Origin of the sequence: Lacipirellula limnantheis (assembly GCF_007746075.1) — a bacterium.
In the GTDB taxonomy this organism is placed as follows: domain Bacteria; phylum Planctomycetota; class Planctomycetia; order Pirellulales; family Lacipirellulaceae; genus Lacipirellula; species Lacipirellula limnantheis.
Genome location: NZ_CP036339.1, coordinates 6514896 through 6534692, shown reverse-complemented (window position 1 = coordinate 6534692; position 19797 = coordinate 6514896). Strand labels below are relative to the sequence as shown.

17 protein-coding genes are annotated in these 19797 nt (G+C 64.0%); 9 read left to right on the top strand and 8 right to left on the bottom strand.

Translation table 11 applies throughout. From position 1 onward, the window contains the following. Positions 1-82: 82 nt before the first annotated feature. Positions 83-2020, top strand: coding sequence for an ABC transporter ATP-binding protein (locus I41_RS25620; RefSeq protein ID WP_145435864.1), 1938 nt, complete (start codon positions 83-85; stop codon positions 2018-2020). Between the two features lie 21 nt (positions 2021-2041). Here I41_RS25620 and I41_RS25615 read toward each other — a convergent pair whose 3' ends face one another. The 5 genes from I41_RS25615 to I41_RS25595 form a co-directional block, all read right to left on the bottom strand. After that, complete coding sequence (locus tag I41_RS25615; RefSeq protein ID WP_145435863.1) at positions 2042-3181, bottom strand: hypothetical protein; 1140 nt, start codon at positions 3179-3181, stop codon at positions 2042-2044. A 138-nt stretch (positions 3182-3319) separates the two neighbouring features. Then, positions 3320-3988 (bottom strand): RNA polymerase sigma factor, encoded by a 669-nt coding sequence (locus tag I41_RS25610; RefSeq protein WP_145435862.1) that lies wholly within the window; start codon positions 3986-3988, stop codon positions 3320-3322. A gap of 541 nt (positions 3989-4529) precedes the next feature. Beyond that, entirely contained in the window at positions 4530-5660 is a 1131-nt protein-coding gene (gene dprA / locus I41_RS25605) for a DNA-processing protein DprA (protein WP_145435861.1), read from the bottom strand. 135 nt (positions 5661-5795) lie between these two features. Then, the gene (gene aroB, locus I41_RS25600) at positions 5796-6887 is read right to left on the bottom strand and encodes a 3-dehydroquinate synthase (RefSeq protein ID WP_145435860.1); all 1092 of its coding nucleotides are present in this window, start codon (positions 6885-6887) and stop codon (positions 5796-5798) included. Between the two features lie 47 nt (positions 6888-6934). After that, a complete protein-coding gene (locus tag I41_RS25595) occupies positions 6935-7120 on the bottom strand; it encodes a hypothetical protein (RefSeq protein WP_210421070.1) in 186 nt (61 codons plus the stop codon). Positions 7121-7309: 189 nt separating this feature from the next. On the opposite strand from I41_RS25595, the gene I41_RS25590 reads away from it, so the two are divergent. The 6 genes from I41_RS25590 to I41_RS25565 all read left to right on the top strand — a co-directional run bounded on the left by I41_RS25590 (position 7310) and on the right by I41_RS25565 (position 13345). After that, complete coding sequence (locus I41_RS25590) at positions 7310-7897, top strand: hypothetical protein (RefSeq protein ID WP_145435858.1); 588 nt, start codon at positions 7310-7312, stop codon at positions 7895-7897. A 112-nt stretch (positions 7898-8009) separates the two neighbouring features. Continuing rightward, positions 8010-8849: a ParA family protein gene (locus I41_RS25585; RefSeq protein ID WP_145435857.1), complete on the top strand. Its 840-nt coding sequence runs from the start codon at positions 8010-8012 to the stop codon at positions 8847-8849. 427 nt (positions 8850-9276) lie between these two features. Continuing rightward, complete coding sequence (locus I41_RS25580) at positions 9277-11358, top strand: hypothetical protein (protein ID WP_145435856.1); 2082 nt, start codon at positions 9277-9279, stop codon at positions 11356-11358. 307 nt (positions 11359-11665) lie between these two features. Further along, positions 11666-12364: a lysoplasmalogenase gene (locus tag I41_RS25575; RefSeq protein ID WP_145435855.1), complete on the top strand. Its 699-nt coding sequence runs from the start codon at positions 11666-11668 to the stop codon at positions 12362-12364. 31 nt (positions 12365-12395) lie between these two features. Then, on the top strand, positions 12396-13043 hold the full coding sequence (locus tag I41_RS25570) for a sigma-70 family RNA polymerase sigma factor (protein ID WP_145435854.1): 648 nt from the start codon (positions 12396-12398) through the stop codon (positions 13041-13043). Then, entirely contained in the window at positions 13040-13345 is a 306-nt protein-coding gene (locus I41_RS25565; protein ID WP_145435853.1) for a zf-HC2 domain-containing protein, read from the top strand. Before I41_RS25570 ends, I41_RS25565 begins: the two co-directional genes overlap by 4 nt. 25 nt (positions 13346-13370) lie before the next feature. Here the strand turns inward: I41_RS25565 and I41_RS25560 are convergent, their stop codons facing one another. Continuing rightward, the gene (locus I41_RS25560; RefSeq protein WP_145435852.1) at positions 13371-13913 is read right to left on the bottom strand and encodes a TPR end-of-group domain-containing protein; all 543 of its coding nucleotides are present in this window, start codon (positions 13911-13913) and stop codon (positions 13371-13373) included. 595 nt (positions 13914-14508) lie between these two features. Between I41_RS25560 and I41_RS25555 the strand changes: the two genes are divergently transcribed. Together I41_RS25555 and I41_RS25550 are read left to right on the top strand one after the other, a co-directional pair. After that, entirely contained in the window at positions 14509-14847 is a 339-nt protein-coding gene (locus I41_RS25555; protein ID WP_145435851.1) for a hypothetical protein, read from the top strand. A gap of 187 nt (positions 14848-15034) precedes the next feature. After that, positions 15035-17584 (top strand): hypothetical protein, encoded by a 2550-nt coding sequence (locus I41_RS25550; protein WP_145435850.1) that lies wholly within the window; start codon positions 15035-15037, stop codon positions 17582-17584. Positions 17585-17798: 214 nt separating this feature from the next. Here I41_RS25550 and I41_RS25545 read toward each other — a convergent pair whose 3' ends face one another. Both I41_RS25545 and I41_RS25540 read right to left on the bottom strand, forming a co-directional pair. Continuing rightward, positions 17799-18482, bottom strand: a complete 684-nt coding sequence (locus tag I41_RS25545) for a 3-keto-disaccharide hydrolase (protein ID WP_145435849.1) — start codon at positions 18480-18482, stop codon at positions 17799-17801. A gap of 139 nt (positions 18483-18621) precedes the next feature. Further along, positions 18622-19338 (bottom strand): 3-keto-disaccharide hydrolase, encoded by a 717-nt coding sequence (locus I41_RS25540; RefSeq protein WP_145435848.1) that lies wholly within the window; start codon positions 19336-19338, stop codon positions 18622-18624. Between the last annotated feature and the right edge of the window lie 459 nt (positions 19339-19797).

Here is a 19797-nt window from a genome sequence, read left to right as displayed (position 1 = left end):
TACGATCAAGAAGCACTACAGCGTTTCTTCTTCGCGCTTTCTTCGTGCCTTTGTGGCGAAGCATTTTTAGTTGCGTGCCGCCATGTCTACCGCAGTCATCGACGTCAACGACCTCAAAACCTACTTCCACACCGAAGAAGGCGTCGTCCGCGCCGTCGACGGCGTGTCCTTCCGCATCGAACCCGGCCGCACGCTTGGCATTGTCGGCGAGAGCGGTTCCGGCAAGAGCGTCACGTCGCTCTCGATCATGCGCCTGCTCGCTTCCTCAGCGCAGATCGAGTCAGGCCGCATCGCGCTCTTGCGTCGCGATCTCGTCCGACTGCCTGAGCCCGAAATGCGCTCCATCCGCGGCAAAGAGATCAGCATGATCTTTCAGGAGCCGATGACGTCGCTCAATCCCGTCTTCACGGTCGGCGATCAGGTGATGGAAGCGATCCTGCTCCATCAGAAGGTCACCAAGGCCGAAGCTCGCCAGCGAACGATCGAGCTCTTCAAGGAAGTCGGCATCCCCAACCCCGAGCAGCGGGTCGACTCCTATCCTCACCAGATGTCGGGCGGGCAGAAGCAACGCGTGATGATCGCGATGGCCCTCTCCTGCAACCCTAAGCTCCTCATCGCCGATGAGCCGACCACTGCGCTCGACGTCACCATCCAGGCGCAAATCCTCGACATCCTCCGCAAGCTCCGCGACGAACGCGGCATGGCGATCCTCTTCATCACCCACGACCTCGGCGTCATCGCCGAGATCGCCGATGACGTGCTGGTGATGTACCGCGGCGAAGAAGTTGAATACGGCCCGGTACTCGAGATCTTCGCGAATCCCAAACATCCTTACACGAAGGGCCTCCTCGCTTGCCGCCCGCGGCTCGATACGCCCTACCGTCTGTTGCCGACCGTCGACGATTTCATGACGGTGCGCGTCGTCGAGGGCCGACTCGAAATCACCGAGAAGCAGCTCGACGCGATGCGGCTCAACGAGCTGAAGACCCACGGCCGCGGTCGCTTGCTCCACCCGCTAAGCGAACTCGCCGCGATGGGTCACGCCGTGGCCCCCATAGCCCCGGGCTCCGCCCGGGGGTCGGCCACCATGCCGTCAACCGTGGACCCAACGCAACGCAACCCCCCGGCGGAGCCGGGGGCTACAAAAGACGTGCAGTACATCCCCGAAGGAACAAAGCCCCTCCTCTCCGTCGAGAACCTCGAAGTCCACTTCCCAGTCCGCCGCGGCCTCCTCGCTCGCACCGTCGACCATATTCGCGCCGTCGACGGCATCAGCTTCAAGGTCTACCGCGGCCAGACCCTCGGCCTCGTCGGCGAATCGGGCTGCGGCAAGACCACCGCGGGGCGGGCCACTCTGCGGCTCGTCGAACCAACCGGCGGCCGCGTCTGGCTCGACGGCGTCGACGTCGCGTCGCTCGGTTCGGCCGACCTGCGTCAGATGCGGCGACGCATGCAGATCATCTTTCAAGATCCCTACGGCTCGCTGAATCCGCGGATGACGGTCGAGGCGGCCGTCACCGAGCCCATGGTCATTCAGGGCATCGGCGCCGGTCGCCAGGACCGTCGCGACCGCGCCGCAGCACTGCTCGAAGAGGTCGGCCTGCAGACGGTCCATCTGCGGCGCTATCCGCACGAGTTCTCCGGCGGTCAGCGTCAACGCATTTGCATCGCTCGGGCGATCGCCGTCGAGCCCGAGTTCCTTATTTGTGATGAATCGGTCTCCGCGCTCGACGTCTCCGTGCAGGCTCAGGTCCTCAACCTGCTCAAACGGCTGCAAGAAACGCGCGGCCTCACCTACATCTTCATCAGCCACGACCTGAGCGTCGTGAAGTTCATGGCCGACATGATGGCGGTGATGAACGCCGGCAAGATCATCGAGTTCGGCCCATCGGAGGCGATTTACCGCGACCCCCGCGAAGAGTATACGCGGAAGCTGATCAGCGCGACGCCCAACGACGATCTCGATCATATCCGGCAGGTTGTCGCCCAGCGCGAACGCACCTGGGTAAGTCGCAAGTAGCGTCGCTGTTGCGACCTTCAGCTACTTCGTCGTTGCTTGCGGCCGACGTTCAATGAAGAACAGCTCTTGGCATTGCCACCGTCCCACCTTTGGGGAGGAGACGTTCAGCGGACCGTCGCCGCTGACATACGGCGTTGCGAGCACGACGTCGTCCTCATTGCTGCCCGCGGCTTGCTCGCCCTCATTATTCCAAAAGAGGCTTTGAAAATCGGCGTCATTCGCCGGCAGCACGGTTGCGTCGAGCGTCCGCACGCTCCCCGACTTCATCAGGATGTTTTGCCGGCAGCCATGATTGACCGGTTGCAGGCCGGTCGCCGTTGCCGCCGGGGCGTCGGCCATCATCGGCGTATCCAAGTCTCTCATCTGCACTTGCCGATAGTCGCCGTTGGCGTCCCGATATCCCAGACGGAAGGCGTACGAGAGATTGATGTCCGCGATCAGTTGCAGCAGTTCCTGACCGGTTGCCGCGCGCAGCTCCTGAGGAGCCGGCACGCGAATCCTAAACTTCAGATCGTTCAGACGCTGCGCCTGTGGCGAATTGGGGCACGTCACCACCTCGGCGGCGTCCGCTTGGCTCATGAACCCAGCCGCGACGAGCTGGGCAATGAGCATCGCCGTCGGATCGCTTGACGAGAGTTCCGGCAGGCCGCCGCGGTTCATCGCACAGTTTTCGAGCGCAACGTGCATCGCTTTCAGTTTCGCGCCGCAGGCGTTGCTTCGCGCCGCGTCGCGCGAATGCTGCACGGCCGGCAAGATCAGCGCCGCCAAGATCAGCAGTATGCCCGCGCCGACCGTCACGTCGGCCAGGCTCCACCCTCGGCTGCCCCCTTCGCAGTCCGCTGCCGACATCACTCGCTGCTGTTGGCAACGCTTCTTCTCGATCTTGAACTTCCCGCTCGCCGAGTCTTCGACGAAGCAGCACGTTTTCTGCACCAGGTCGATCGGCGGCTCCAGGTCAGGGTGCGACGCTTCCAGGGCGTCAGGCTCCGCCGTTGCGGGAGGCGTCGCGCACTGGTCGAGGGCGCCGCTCGCCGCCAGGCATTCGCGCAAGCGCTCCAGCTCCCAACGCCAAACCACGTCGGTGGCGAGCTTCGCGTCGACTTCCGCCCGTCGTTCGGGAGACAAGTCGTCCAGGAGATAAGCGAGAAGATCGTCAGTCATCGCGGTAGTTCCCATCCGCGGCCGATCATCGCTTGCGAATCAAATAAAACAGGCCTGCCGCACGTTGCGACAGGCCTGTGGTAATGACTCAACTCAACTCCAGCCGCAATGCGTCCGCTGACCGCACATGATGCGTCCTTACGAACGGTTGGCTGGCTGCACATCACGCCACGACTGGCCGAGGCGCTGGATGGCGGCATGCAAACGGCTTTTGACCGTTCCGACCGGCACCGACATGACCTTGGCTGCGTCACGGTATTTCATACCCCCGAAGTAAACCAAGTTTACCGCGTTGCGAAGAGGCTCCGGCAAGGCCTCGACCTCGCCTCGCACCCACGCGCCCTCTTCACTGCTCTCGACGGCGATGACAGGGTCGCCCCCGTCAGCCGCGACCAAATCGATCAATGTTCCTACGGACTCACTGCCGGCTTGGTGCGGTTGATTCAAGCTTAATCGACGATGACGACGATTTCGCCGCTGCGCGTCGATCGCTTGGTTGGTGGCGATCGTATAGAGCCAAGGACGGAACTTCCGACCCTGTTCAAACGAGTCGCGTTTTTGGTGGACCTGGAAGAACGTCGCCTGGAACACATCTTCTGCCAGCGTGGCGTCACCCAGGAACCGACGAAGGTAATTATACAATTCCCGCTGGTAGCGAGAGACCAACTCGGCAAAGACCGTCGGATCGCTAGCTTCGCGGTAGGATTGCAGCAATTGTTCGTCGCTGACGGCCGGCGGGTCGCTCAGACCCTGGGCCGACAACGTGGCATTGGTGCGGTTCAATTCTTCCTTGTTCAACTTTTTCATCCTACGAACTCCTCATGTCTGAGAGTTCGACGGTGTTACTGGGAGAAGTCCCTCCTCCCAGCCGTCCTGAATTAAATTCCGCCGACCCTCGCATTCTAACATCTGCATTTCCATGGGTCGCGGAAATTGGCCGCCTAAGCAGCCCAAGCGTCACGATTGATTCGTTCGGCTGGCACGCGTGGATGAGCTTGCTGGCTCCCCCGACAAGTACGGAGGAGGTTTAATGCAAGTGGCATGCCGCGGGTAGAGAAACGGACGCATGCGTCCGTCCACGAAGCGGTGGCAAGATGGCCCTCAGTATGGCTTTACGTCATACCCCCGGGGGTTGGTTCGCGGGTTCCCGAGGGATTTCCTAACTGCCAAAAACTGCAATGCCATGCAAAACCGGCAGGTCGAAAGTCTCATTTTAAGAGGCGCCAGTGATCAAAAGTAAGACAGTGCCAAGGGACCCGACGGATGCCATCTGGAGTGGATCGAAGGAACTGCGAGCGCGCGACGGACTTCCAGATTCTTCGCTCCGATCAGAAGACAATGACAGAGCCTATATTCTCGCGACCCGATTTCCCGCCACCTTCCGCACCAGCCGCCGCGACTCCAGTACGCTTACCGTGGCGAGCACCCGATGGATCGGCATCGCGCAGTTTGCCGCAACGTCATCGAGCATCGAGCCTGTCGGCTCAATGGCCTGCAGAACGGCATGCTCGATCTCATTGAGCAGCACTTCTGCGGCAATGCGAATGTTGCCGCCGCGCTGGTCTGGCGCCGCTTCCGCCAGCGGGCCAAGCTCTTCGAGCACGTCGTCGACGCAGGTGACCAGCTTCGCGCCGTCGCGCAGCAGACGATGAGGCCCCGACGAGCCGGGACTGTCGACCGGTCCCGGTACGGCGAACACCTCGCGGCCTTGCTTCATCGCATGCCGCGCGGTGATCAGCGCGCCGCTGCGGTCGGCTGCTTCGACAACAATTGTCCCCATCGTCAGCCCGCTGATGATGCGGTTCCGCTGCGGGAACATCCCGGCGAGCGGCGGCATCGTCGGCGCCGCTTCGCTCAGCACTGCGCCTTGTTGTTCGATCTCCTCGGCCAGCTTCACATGCTCCGGCGGGAAGGGATTGAGGACGCCGCTGGCGAGCACCGCGATCGTCCGCCCGCCGGCTGCCATCGCCGCGCGGTGGGCGACGCCGTCGATCCCGCGAGCCATGCCGCTGACGACCGTGATCCCGGCGCGAGCCAGCCCCGCGGCAAGTCGCTCCGCCTGCTTCTTGCCATAATGCGTCGCCCGCCGCGTGCCGACGATCGCCACCGCCATTTGGTCGGCCAGTTCGATCGCGCCGCGGACGAACAGCACGCCGGGCGGATCGGGAATCTCACGCAGCGATCGCGGATACCCAGGCCACTGCGGCAGGAGGATCGTTAGCCCATGTTCGCGAGCGATCGCCAGTTGCGCGTCGAGTTGCACCTCGTGGCGGGCCCCAATAATCCGCCGCGAGATCTTGGGCCCGATCCCTTGCACTTCCTGCAGCGACGCCTCCGACGCCGCGAAGATCGCCTCGGCCGACGCGAATCGTTCGAGCAGCCTGGTGCGCAAGATCGGACCGACGTCGGGCGTAAGCGCCAGCAGAATCTCGGCGCGAGCGGCATCGTCGAACGTCGGCGCCTGGGCGACGGTAGTCATGCAGCGCGGATCCCAACGCGGGCGGCGAATCATTCGCCCGATCGCAACGCCGCTCCGCGAGTTGCTCACTCAGGAAAGAAACTCAGCCGGTCGAATTTAATCGACGACTTGCTGAGTTGCAAATCTTGCTGGGCTTTAGACGGCGAGGGCTGCCAGAACGTCCGCCTCGGGCACGTCGGCCACGAGTTCGACGTGCCCGATTCGGTCCGGCAGAACGAAGCGCAGCTTCCCCGCAGCGACCTTTTTATCGCGATACATGAGCCGCAACACCTCGTCGCCGTCGGCCTCCAGCGGATCGACGAGCAGCCCCAAGGCCTCCAGCAGCGACTCCTGACGTTCGAAATCCGCTTCCGCGACTCGACCCAAGCGCACGGCCAACTGCATGGCGCACCGCATCCCGGCGGCCACTGCTTCGCCATGGAGTAGTTCCTCGTACTCGCCGATGGCCTCGAAGGCATGACCAAAGGTGTGGCCGTAATTAAGCGCGGCCCGCAGGCCGGTAGTCTCGCGTTCGTCCTGTTCGACGACGTTGGCCTTCAGCCGGCACGACCGCTCGACGATCCGCGTGAGGACGTCCGCATGGCGAGCGTTGATCGGTTCGACGTTGGCTTCCAGATACGCGAAGAATTCGGCGTCAAGGATGACGCCGTACTTCACAACTTCGGCCAATCCGGCCCGATATTCGCGATCGGGCAGCGACTCAAGCGCGGCGACGTCGCACAACACGCCGCGCGGCTGCCAGAAGGCGCCAATCATGTTTTTGGCGCCGGGCAGGTTGACGCCGACCTTCCCGCCGACGGAACTATCGACTTGAGCCAACAGCGTCGTCGGCGCTTGGAAGAACTCGAGCCCCCGCGCAAACGTCGCCGCCACGAACCCGGCCAGATCGCCCACGACGCCGCCGCCGATCGCCACGACAATCGATTCGCGATCGGCGCCTTCGTTGAGCATCGCGTTCCACAACTCGTCCGCCGCGTCGACCGACTTGCTCGGTTCGCCGGCCTCGATCGCAAAGAGGTCGACCTCCCACCCCTCGCCGACGAGTTGATCCCCCGCCGCGTCGGCATAAAGATCGTCAACGTTCGAGTCGGTGACAAGAATCGCGTGGTCCGATTTTGTCCGCGCTCGCAAGAATTCGGGCATGCCGGCAAGCGTACCGCTGCCAATCTCGATGTCGTAACTTCGCTCGGCCAGCGCGACGCGAACAGTTTCAGTCTTTCCGGCCACAGCGAACCCTCAGGGATGTCTCGCGGAGCTTCAACGCCTTGCCAGATCTACGATGAGATTCGCTCAATATCCCACGGCGTGACGTAGATCTTCCGCACGAAACCAGTATGACTGCGAACGTATTCCAGATGGGCCGCGTCGGCTGCGGTGGCATGAAGCCGCTGGGCGAACGCCGCGCGATCAACCGCCGGCCACGCGAGGTATTCCTCCGGCCAGACAGTCTCAGTTTCCATCACAAGTGCTTCACGATAGGGATCGAACGTATCGGGCATGGTGGGCTACGCCGCGGAGACAAGGACTAAAGACCAACCGAGCGAGCCAGTATACTAGGGGCCGCCCCTCGACGAAATGACGCCCCGCCCGGGACGCCGTCGCCGCGGCGATGGAGCGTCCGATCCGCCACCCGAGGCGTCAGGCTATTCATGCAAATCTCCGGTCGACTGGTCATCGTTGCGATGTTCGTGCTGGCCATCTCGATGGCCGCGGGGGCCTGGCTTTACCAGTACAGTTACAGTCGGCGATCGGCCGAATTCTGGGGCGAATCGTCGCGGCTCATCGGCAAATCGCCTGAACTGCAATTTCTCGTTCTCGAATCAACCCCCGCCGAAGGCGATGCCAGTGGAGACGATCCGACGAATGCCGTCGCGGGTCGCCCGGTGACCGACTACCACGACCTCCGCAACGAGAAGGGCCTGATCCACCTGCGACACGTCTTCATTCAGGACGACAACTTTTCGTGGGGCGCTCGCCAAGTGGAGCCGGCGGCCAGCACCCGCGATTGGGCGTATGCCTTGCGGTTCGTCGAGGGACCTAGCGAGCAGGTCGTCCTGCTGGGCCGCGACTTCAAGGTCCTCGGCAAGCTCTCGACCGATGGCAAGCAGGTCGACGTCTTGCCCTGCCCGCGGATCGCGACGCCGCTGCAACGCTATCTAACCGATGTCGGGGCTCTGAAGCCAAAGGCCAAGTCCGACGCCGAACCAACCGTCGCCGCCGAGTCGGCCGCTCGCTAGCACTCGGCCCGAATGCTCTGGAGGCGCCCCATGGCGGCGCCTATACTCCCCGCTCCAATCGCCGGACCGTCACACGGGCCGGGAAGTCGGTCCACCAGCGGGAAAAGATGCCATGCGATCGATTGCCATCATCAATCAGAAGGGGGGCGTCGGCAAAACGACGACCGCCGTCAACCTGAGCGCCGCCCTGGCTGCCAGCGGGGTGCGCGTCGGCTTGATCGATCTCGATCCGCAGGCCCACGCGTCGTTGCATGTTGGCCTTGGTCCGCAACGGGAGTTACCGAACACCTACGAGCTGCTCACCGGCGGCAGGACGCTCGCCGAAGTTTGGCAGTCAGTCGAAGAAAACTTGTGGGTCGCGCCTTCGCACATCGACCTTGCCGCCGCGGAAGTCGAACTCGCCGGCGTCGTCGGCCGCGAACTGATTCTGCGCGACGCCTTGGCTGCCAACGTCGCCGAAGGCGGCGCTGCCGCGAATCTTGACCTCGTGTTGATGGATTGCCCGCCGTCGCTCGGCATTCTGACGATCAACGCGCTCTCGACGGTCGACGACGTCTTTCTGCCGCTGCAGCCCCACTTCCTCGCGCTGCACGGCCTGAGCAAATTGCTCCAGACAATCGACCTCGTTCACCGCCGATTGAACGACCGTCTGCGGCTCGCGGGGGTGATTTTGTGCCTCTACGACTCGTCGACCCGCTTGGCCGCCGAGGTGAGCGCGGACGTGGCCGAGTACTTTTCGGCCGGGGGCGACCGGCAGCAGCCGTGGCTCCATGGCCGGCTGTTTGAGTCGCGGATCCGGCGCAACATCCGCTTGGCCGAGGCTCCGAGCTTCGAGCAATCGATCTTCAAGTATGCCCCGACCTCGGCCGGCGCCGACGACTATCGAGCCCTCGCCGATGAAGTGCTAGCAATGTACGGATTGCTGGGTTTGCCGCGTGCACACGCGGCGTAATGGAGAGGTCAGAGGCGGAAGGCGAGAGGTAGGAGAGAACAACGCACAACTCTGACCGCGTTCTCCAGGCCTGATGCCTGGGCTTCCTGAACTCTCACCCGCGGCCTCTCACCTCCCGCCTGTCGCGCAGCCAAGCTGCGTAAACTCTGCCGCGCACGCGATCCCTATCAGGCAAACTTGCGCGATTATGCCGATCGCTCCGCTTGATAGCAGCGGAAACATCTATGCCGGTCGCGACATGTCGCGAACTCTGCCGGCCGTAGCGGTCGATTGGGTCTTACGGGGGAGGATGCGGCTTCGGGTTGTCTGAAAAGTCGACGCCGCATTGCTCAGAACATCTCGCCCAGCACGACTCGCGACGCCACGACCTCCGACCCAGGCGGCGTCAGGTGCGCGGGCGAACTCAATGTACAGGAGATAGCGTCCGATGCGATTCTTTACCGACCTCGGAAGGGGGCTGCTCGCGGCGTCATCGCTCGCGACGCTGCAGGTCGCCGGTCCGGCGTACGCGCAGCAGTACCCTGCGTATCCGCAAACTGCACAACCTTATGCTCAAGCTGCGGGGCAAAACCCGTACGCCGTGCTGCCGCAGCCAACGGCCGGCCAGTCGTACGCCGCGACGCAGCCGCTGACCACGGTCGCGACGCAACCCCTGGCGCCGACGGCGCCCTATCAGCAATACTCCGCTGCCACGCAGCAAGTCACCGCCGCCGCGCAGCAGACGACCCAACAGTACAACGCTGGCGTCCAGCAAGTCGGCCAGCAATATAGCGCGGCCGCGCAGCAGGTCGCGGGACAGTACAACGCCGCGATCCCGTACGTTGCCGCGCGTCCTGCCGCAAGCGTGCCGCCTGGATATGGCGCCTACCCCGTCCCTCCGCAAGCAGCTTCAACGTCTCCGACCGCGACGCAGGCTCCGACTCAGGCCCCAGCGCCAGTTACCGCACAGCCTTCGGCCTTCCAGCAGGTCTATCCGAATGCCGCGGCGCCGGCTGCTCCGCCGACCGCCGTCCAGCAACCGGCCTACCAGCAGCCAGTCTATACGGCGCGAGCGATGCAGAATCCCGCGCCCGAAGCCGTGCAGAACCTGCCGCTGACGCCGCCGACTGAAACGGTGCCGCCCGGCGCGATGATGCCGACGCCCGCGGGCGCGACGCCGCAGCCCGTGCCGATGCCGGAGAGCGGCTATCCCCAGGCGACTGGCGGTTACGAGAGCTATCCCTCCGGTTACGGCAACGGCGCCGATGGCGGATGCGCCACCGGCAACTGCAGTGCTCCCTACGGCGCTGCCGAGTACTCGGCGTACGGGTGCGAAACGCCTGGGACGATGGACCGGTTGCTGTGCCGCAACAGCTGCAACTATTGGTTCGGCGGCGTCTACGGCTTGCTCATGCAGCGCGACAGCTCCGACAAGTACAACCTCGGCATGATGGACTCCGGCTCGGGCTACCCCTCGATGCCGAACATTCCCGTCACGACTTCCAACGTCGACCCCGGCTATCAGGGGGGCGTCGAGTTTCGCCTGGGCCGGACCTTCGGCGGCGTCGCGGCCGATCCGTGCGGCTGCGCCCCTTGCTGCCCGACCTGGGGGATCGAGGGCGTTTATTGGGAAATCTTCGATAACGATCAATCGTTCGACTACATGCCTGGCATGCCGTCGGAATACTACTCGATGATGCCGATGCCCGGCCTCGAATACAACGGCGGCGGCGGTTACATGCCGCTCAACAACTTCTGGAACTACGGCCCGCCAACCGGCGCCGGCACCTATGCCATCACGGAGGCCCGCGTTCGCAGCAGCTTCTCGGCTCGCAATATCGAAGTCAATCTGCTTCGGCTCAATCTCTGCGGTTGTGCTCCGGCGTGCGGTCCCTGCGGGGGCTGCAATGGAGGCATCAGCGGCGGCGGCCTCGGCGGATACGGCGGATTGGGCGGCATCAGCGGCGGACTTGGCGGTTATTGTGCTCCCAATCGCTATAGCATCATCGGCGTCTGCGGCGTTCGCTACTTCGAGCTCGACGACTACTTCATGTACGGCGTCGACTACAACGGCGGCAGCAACGGCTATCTCAACTACAACTCGCAAGTTGAGAACAAGCTCGTCGGCTTCCAGCTGGGCTCGAACGCCATGTACCGCGTCGGCTGCAAGTGGGGCTTACACATGAACACGCTGTTCGGCCTCTACGGCAACGACATCGATACTCACCAGTACTTTGTCTCGTCGACGGGCATGGTGCGCTACATTTCCTCGGGCGACACGTTCGACGCCAACGCGAGCAAAACGGACGTCGCGATGCTGGGCGAACTCCGCCTCGGTGCGAGCTACCAAATGACTTGCAACTGCCGACTCTACGGCGGTTGGCGAGCGATGGGCCTCACCGGCGTCGCCTTGGCCACGAACCAGGCTCCGAATCAATGGCTCACTGCGGGCCAGGGTTCGAGCTACGTGAACTCGGGCGGCGGCATGATCCTCCACGGACTTCAAACCGGCGTCGAGTGGAACTACTAACCTGAGCTCGTTCGGCCTAGACTGCCCAACGGACTGGTCGCTTCAGCGACCAGTCCATGCGGCGCCCAATCCGCACGACTGAAAGTTTGAGAGACCCCCAAACCCCTCCCTTCCCCCGGGGAGGGGACAACCGTGGGCGACTACCCGCCTCCCCCGCGACAGTCGCCCACCACAACTGAAGCCCCGGCCTTCCCCCAAGGCCGGGGCTTCTTTCATTGTGGCGATAGCATGGTCAAATTCAGAAAGCGCGCCCGAGCGCGTTAGTCGCCTAGCCGTCGTCGCCCACCTTGTTCGCTGCGCTTTGTCTATGAACTTGCGTGACTTGATGCTGCCGTTGATCGCCGTCGTTGCGGCGGTCGCCTATTGGCAGGGGATCGACTTCGATTCGAAGGCAACGTCGATTGCGCTGAAGATGACTCCCGCGCTGGCGATGGCGCTCGAAGTTTTCCGCCAGCGGCGCTGCGCCGCCGGCTCGCTCGTCGCAGCGCTCGTCGTCCACGCCGTCGGCGACGGCTTGCTCAACCTGGGCAGCGACTACTTGCTGATGGGGATGGGAGCGTTCTTTTTGGGGCACCTGGGATACATCGCCGCATTCTTGCCTCATCGCTATCCGCTCGCTCAACTGCCTGGTCGCCGCCGCACGGCCATCGTCGTGCTCATCGTTTCAATGTTCGCTCTGACGATCTACATCTGGCCGCTGCTGCGCGGCCCACTTGCTATCGCGTCGCCCCTTTACTCGGCGGCGCTCACCGCGATGGCGGCGGCGGCCCTTCTCGGGCGCTGGCGCGGGCCGTGGGTCGTCGCCGGCGCGTTGCTCTTCGTCCTCTCCGACGTGGTGCTCGGTCTCAGGCTCTTCGCCGGCCAAACGCTCTTCGCGCCCGTCATTTGGCCTGCCTACGCCGCCGCGCAAATACTCATGCCGCTAGGCTACCTAGCCACTCCACGGCTTTCGGCTGCGGGCGATTCGGGAACTGTAACCATGGAGCCGGCCAATCGTCTAAGTTAAGCCGACCCGTTTTCCACCCATCGGCCGCCTTATGCTCGAACCACCCCCCAACGACGCTGATCTTGGCGACCCTGCCCAGTGGGTCGATCGCTACGGCGATGCGCTCTTGCAGTACGCCGTCACGCGCGTCGGCGACCGAGAGACCGCCGAGGATCTCGTTCAGGAAACCTTTCTCGCCGCCTTTAAGGCCCGCCGCGATTTCGACCATCGCGCCGCGTTCAGCACCTGGCTGATCGCGATCCTTCGCCGCAAGATCATCGATCACTACCGCAAAGACGCCCGCACGCTCGTGACGACCGACGCCGAGCTCGACGAGGTGGCGCCGATGTTCGACCGTACCGGTCATTGGACCGTTCCGCCCGCCAATTGGCGCTCGACGCCGGCGCATCAGGCGGAGAAATCCGAGTTCTGGCAGATCGTGCGCCGTTGCCTCGCGGAGCTGCCGCGACACCTCGCACAAGCATTCGAACTCCGCGAGTTGGGGTTGGCGACGGTGCAAGAGGCGAGCGAAATCGCCGGCATCACGCCGCGGAACCTGTCGGTCAGACTTTATCGCTCGCGAATGCTGTTGCGGAGTTGTCTCGAACAGAAGTGGTTCGCCACGGAGGCAGTCTCCGCAAGCGAGAAGAGCGCCGACGAAAGCAGCCCAATGAGAGTGGGGCAGGCGAGGTCATCATGAAAGAGCGATCCAAACTCTCCGCCTGGAATCTCGATTGCCGCGCGGCGTCGGAACTCGCCTCTGAATCGCTCGATCGTCCGCTCGGTCGGGGCGAGCGGCTGGCGCTGCGCCTGCACCAACTGATTTGCCCGCCCTGCCGACACTTGATCGCTCAATTTCACACGGTGCGCCGCGCGGTTGCATCGCTCCCAACGCCCTGGCGTCGCGTTTGGAGCGAGGAGTCGATCGGACTGTCCGCCGAACGGCGAGACGCGATCAAGCAATTGCTCCAGGAAGCAAGTCGCTCGGACGAGGCCGACTAGCGGCGAGCCGCGTGTAACGACCAACTCAGCCGACTGTCGCGGTGAGCGCCTGGAACAGCGGATCGGTCCGAATCGGATCGAAGTCGGGTTCGTCGCAGACCATCTCGCGGAAGTTGCCGTCGATCTCCAACGCGTGAGCCAGGCATTGCAACGCGCGACGGCGGTTGCGGGCCAGACTCCAGTAACAAGCGAGATTGTAGTGGAGCACGGCTTCGCTGGGATCGACTGCGACGGCGTGTTCGAGCGCTCCGATCGCCTCGTCGAGCTGCCCCACGCGCTTGAAGCACCAGCCTAGCGCCATGGCGACGTGGATATCGTCGGGTATCAGTTCCAGGCAGCGCCGCAGCGGAAAGATGGCTTCGCGATAGCGCTCGAGTTCACGCAACGTTTCGCCCAGCAGGTAGCAGCCGCGAGCGTCGCCGTGGACATGCTGGCCCCAACGCTGCAGCGAAGCCAGGGCATACTCCGGCATGCCCAGCTCCAGGTACCCTTCGGCTTCGGTGCACACGCGTCGCAAGTGAGTTCGCGCTTCGGTCGTCATGTCAGTTGAGGGGCTGAAACGGAGCATGATGGCCGCCGAAGTTTGCTGGTTCTGGGACGAGCCGAGCAGTTCCGAGTGCCCGATTCGACTCCGGAAGGATGCAAACCCTGGGCCGAAAACGCTGACAAGTTCGGCGGTGGAGGACGAGTCTCAATTCACGCGCCGCACGATGAGCTAGCTAATACTACACGCTGTTCGGCGCGCGGCGGCGGCGCGGGTGCAGATCAAGTTGTAACTCTCTCCGGCGCAAGCAGAAACGATCGAAAAAACGAGTTGAACGATGTTATGGGACTCGCCGCGGAGGCAAACTATGCCGACGAACCGGTGGGCTCGGTTGCCGACGGTCAGAGGCAAGTCATAGTGGTTTGACGCAGGGCAGGCGCCGCGCAGCGGCTGCCACATTGCCGGGCTGGGGCTGCTCGTAACGCGTTCACTTTTCGCCACAGCCTCAGGGGGATGATGTGGCGAGTTGACAACCGCCAGCGTCCTTGCCACATCGAGGGAAATCGCGCTGGCGCTCGCAATCGGGCCTGGGTAACGTCGGTGGGGAGCCCGCGGACTGCCACGGAACGAGTCGGGCACGAGCCTTGCAAATCGGGGTCTTCAACCAGGAGCCCCGCCGATGTTTCGCCGCCTGCTTGTGATTCTGATTGTCGCCGCCGTCAGCGGCTGGATCAGCGCCGGCGAGCGAGCGGTCGGCAAGCCCGCGAGCAGCGACTGGGTTCGTACCAGCGATGGATGGGAATCGCGGATCGTCGTCGAGGCGCGGGACGAGTCGGCCCCGCTGGCGATCCATCCGGGCGTCGTCGCCGCGCTGCAGCTGGGGGTCTCGGTGCTCTTTCTGCTCGCCTTTCCAGCGCACGTCCGCGAACTGGCGGTTAGCCGGGCGACGGCGTACTTCGTCGAACGGCGCGCCGGGCGCGAACGGCGGACCGGCGTTGATCGCCGACTCGCTGCCTAGGCGGGCGAGCGCCAACAGCACTGCGCTAGCTGGCCTTCCTCAGAAAATTCCCCAGTTGCGGCGATTTTTCTGCACGAACTCTCCGCGGCACCCCCACTAACACCAGTGGCGGCGAGTTTGTCGCCCGTCGGAGCGCGCCTTTGCCTCGCTCTCCCACGCCCGAGCATTCAATCCTCAAGAGCATCCCATGCGTCTTACGCTACGCACCCTGCTGGCCTACATGGACGACGTTCTCGATCCGGCCGATCAAGAAGATCTTGGTCGCAAGATCGAATCGAGCCCCTTTGCGACCGAGCTGATTCACCGTTCGCGGGATGCCGTGCGGCGGCTGCGACTGTCGGCGCCTGAGGTACTGGCGGCCGAAAGCGGCGACCTGCATGGCGATTCGGCGGCGCTCGACGCCAATACGACGTCGGAGTACCTGGACAGCACGCTGAGCCCCGATGCAGTCGCTGACTTTGAGCGGAGCTGCCTCGAAGCGGGCAACAACGCGGACATGCTGCTAGCCGAAGCAGCCTCCTGCCATCACATTTTGACGATGGTGCTGGGCGAACCGGCCGAAGTCGACGCCGACCTGCGTCAGCGGTTGTATGGTCTGGCCCAGGCGCCGGCCGCGGCGCCGCAGCAGGTGCGGATCGAGCCGGCCCACGCCACGCCGGTGAACTCGTCGGCCACGCCGCCCGTGGCCGCGGCTCCGGTCGCTCCGCCCGTCTCGTCGCGGCCGCCGGTAGATCCCGACGAGGCGGCCGTTCCTGATTACATGCTGGCCGCCGTGCGGCAGCGTCGTCGTTCGCGGCGAGCGGTCATGGCAACGCTGTTGGCATTTGTCATCGGCGGCGTCGCCGTCTGGCTGGCGTGGCCGCAGCCAGAGGCGGAGACGCCGTCGGAGGTGGCGGCAATGGGCGGCGTCGACAAGGTGACCGGCGACGTCGCCGTGGGCGACCTTGCCGCGCCGGCCGCGGAGAGCGCGACGGCCGATGCGGCAGCCGCGCCGGCAACCGACGGCGCGACGACGACGAGCGATAGCGAAGCGCCCGCGTTCACGCCGAGTGGAGCGCCAACATTGCCGCCAGTGGTGGGAGAGGCGACCGAGGCTGCCGTTCCGCCGGCCGACGGCACGCTGGAGGCGCCGCCGCTCGATCTGCCGAGCGCGCCTGGCGCGGAAGTCGCGGGCGCCGTGGCGGGAGAGGTCGCCGCGGAAGCGGCGCCGCCGACCGAGGCGACGATGGCCCCGATCGTGGCCGAGTCGACCCCGATGGCTGCCGAGGGAAGCGTCCCCGACGCGAGCGAGATGACGCTTGGCCCCGCGACGGAAGCCGCGGCGGCGAGCGAGGCGCCTGCTGACGCGGCAGCGGCTTCGTTAGCGACGGCCGAAGGACCAACGCCTCCGGCGCCTCCCATGGCGGGCGAACCGACGACGCCGACCCCCGGCGACGCCGCCGCAGTCGCGGCGCCGCCTGGTCCGGCGCAGGTCGCGGATGCGGCGGCGGCGATGACGCCCGGGAGCGATACGCTGGCGCCGCCAACGGTCGTAACGCCTGCCGGCGAGGAAGCCGACCCCAGCGTGAAGCCGGGCGAGGTGAAGCCGATCGGCGCCTACCTGGGCAACAACGACGTGCTGTTGCGTTTGGACGGTAAGGAGAATGTCTGGAAGCGCGTCGCGGCTCGCACGCCGATCGCGGCTGGCGAGACGCTGATGTCGCTGCCGACGTTCCGGACGCATGTGGTGCTGGCCGACGCGAACGTCTATCTCAGCGGCGGCGCCGAGGTCGAAGTCCTGGCGCCGGGCGCCGGGGCGGGGACCGACGCGGCGGAGTTGGGACTCCGCATTCCGTACGGGCAGGTGATCGTCAACTCGGGCCTGAACGGCAATCGCGTCGAACTGGCGCTGGCAGACGAGGATCGAGTCGTGCAGCTCGGTTCGTCGTCGAGTTTGGCGGTGGAGGTGCGTCGCATCTTCGTCCCGGGCCCCGCGCTGAATCGTCAGCCTGCGCCCGCCGAGGCCTCTTGGTATCTCACGAGCGGATCGATCGAATGGAACGGCGAGAAGGTCGAAGCGCCGGCCACATGGACGACCGTCGACGGCGTCGACACGGCGCCAGTGGCGATCGAGAATCTGCCGAGCTGGGTCGATCGCGAACAGATTACGGCAACGGAACGGACGGCCCGCGACGCCATCGCCGAGGCGCTCGTGGCGGGCGAGCCGGTGAACATCAAGCTGCTGGAACTGAGCGACCGCACTGACCGCGGCCGCCGCACCGAGGTCCGTGCGCTGGCCGCGCGCTGCGGCGCTTACGTCGGGTTGTACGACGCCTTGGTGAGCGCGCTGAATGATCCGAATCAACGCGCTTCGTGGCGCTCGCAAGTCGACGAGCTGCGTCAGGCGATTGCCCGCGATCCGACGGCCGCCGACGGCATCGCTGCAGCCTTCGCGTTGGAGCGCGGGCAGGACGCGGCCGAGGACTTGATGGAGCTGCTACTCGGCTTCGACGCGGCGACGATCGGCGCGACGCGCGACGAAGTAAAGAACGGCGCGCTGGTGCGCATCATTCGCTGGATGGATGACGACGATCTGACCTATCGGGTCCTTGCTTCGTACAACTGGGACGAAATCACCGGCAAGCGCCTCTTCGGCAACTATCGTCCTGAGCAAAACGACGCCCAGCGCAAACGCGCCTTGCGGCATCATTGGGATCGGTTGGAAAAGGGCGAGCTCTTGGTCGAGCCGAAGAAGTGATTGCCGTCTAGCAGTCCCGGGCTTCGAAGCTTATTCAAAGGCTATCGCCATGCTCACTTACCACAGAGAACACAGAGGGCACAGAGAAGACGACCAGAGGATCGTCTCCTTTCGCTTTGCTCCGTGCTTTCGGTGTTCTCTGTGGCTAAATCATTAACCGCTGAGCATTTTCAAGAATGACGGCGGTTGAACTGGCTTCTCAGGCAAAGGGCCGTCATTTATCGAGCTTCTTCAGCTTGATCGACCGATACTGGACCTTCATGTCTGGACCGGCGTGGACTTGGAGGGCGAGCAGACCCTTGGCTTCGGCGTTCTGCGGGTCCTCGTCGGTGACGTCGACCGTGACGTCCCCGTTGATCTTGTGGACCAGTCGGTTGCCGACAGCCTTCACTTCGAGGGTGGTCCATGCGGAGAGGTCGACGGGATCAAACTTGCCTTCGAGCGGCTTCACCTCGTTCTTGCCGTCGGCCTTCAGCGTGACCTTTTGCCCGCGCTCGGCGGCGATGCCGCGACCCCCCTCGTCGTAGAGCATGCCGGTGTAGTTCGCCGCCGGGTGGATATCCGCCTGGTAGCCGACGATCGAGTAAGGGCCGTTCTTCGGATTGGCCTGGGCGCGGTACTGGACGCCTGAGTTGTTGTCGCCCTCAAGGCGGAATTCCGCGATCAGTTCGAAGTCGCCGACCTCGCCGTCCCAGATGGCGAAGGTGTTCGACTTGAGTTTGTCCTCCTCGGCCGCGGGCGACTTGCCGGTAAGCAGGCCGTCTTCGACGGACCAGACCTTCGCATCGCCTTTCCAGCCGTCGAGGTTCTTGCCGTTGAAGAGTTCGACGACCTCCTCTTCGGCGTGGAGCGGCGCGGCGGCGATGATCATGGCGATGCAGAGAAGAGAGCGGAGCATAGTGAGATTCCTTCGAGTGCTTGGTCGTAGGTTGTTCTGAGGGATGAATGGTTATGCGTTTTAAGAATTAAACACGGAGGCACAGAGAGCACAGAGGAGTGGTTAGCTTTCGTCAATGCTGGGCCTTCGTCGTCATCGTTTACGGCAACTCGCGAATGCGGATATTTTTGAACTCCACCGGCGAGCCTTCCGATTCGAGGCAGAGGTAGCCGGTCTTGGGGTCGGCGTCGTTGCCGCCGGAGACCTCCTCGCCGTTGACCCAGAGGCGGATCTCGCCGTTGATCGCGCGAACGTAGTAGTGGTTCCACTGGCCGACGCCGCGGCTGAGGTTTTTGCGCGGGAAGCTGCGGTTGCCGTCGGGAGCGACGGGCGCGAAGGGCTTCAGCTTGGCGGCGCCGACGGGAAACACGTCGCCGTGGCAGGTAAACCAATCGGCTTTCTTGCCGGTCGACTCCTCGAATTGCTTCGTGTAGCCGAGATCGAGGACTTGCACCTCGATGCCGCCGGGCGGAAGCGAGCCGGGCTTGAGATTGGCGAGCGCCGCTTCGCTGGTCCAAACGAAGATCCCGGAGTTGCCGGCATCCTTGAGGTGTTGCCACTCGGCGACGAGCTCGAAATTGGTGAACTTCTGCTTCGAGCGAATGACGCCGACCGGTTGGCCGGTGCAGTGGGCGACGCCGTCACGCCAGGTCCAGGTGTCGGCGTCGCAATTGACGTTGGTGAAGTCGGCCTCGCCGAGGGGATGGAAGCCGGGGGCCGTTCCGTCGATGACGGCGCTGGCGACTGGCTCGGCGGCTGGAGCCGTCGACGCGAGCGACAATAGGGCAACGGTGACGAAGAGTCGGGTGAGCGTCATGTGTGGCGTCTGCTATTGGTTGAGAGTTTGAGAATTGTCGTCATCTGTCGCCGCTGGCTAACTTGGCGACAAAAAGCAGTGCAGGCGACGTTAAGTCTAATTCCAGTCATTAGTTGCAATTGTCGCCTGGTCTTCGACGTCGTGAATTGTGTCGCGACAAGATAATCCGATCGCGGCGGCGCGGGCTGTCGTGTCGCCAATTGTCGCGAAAGCGATTCTTCGCGACAGAAAGGGCGTGAAATGGTCGTAAGTCGGCGTGCTCCAAGGCCTTGGTCATTGTCGCGACAAAATTGGCATCGCGACAGTTTGTCGTCTGGCGCGTTGAGTTGGTTTTCTGCGGGCTGCAGGCCAACGTCATTCGTGGTCCGCTGGGAGTGAGGTCGGCTTTCGGCCAACAGACGCCTCTCCCTTCTAGGAAGCGAGCTCAGGGAATCGATGGCTAGCGGATGCACTAGCCTC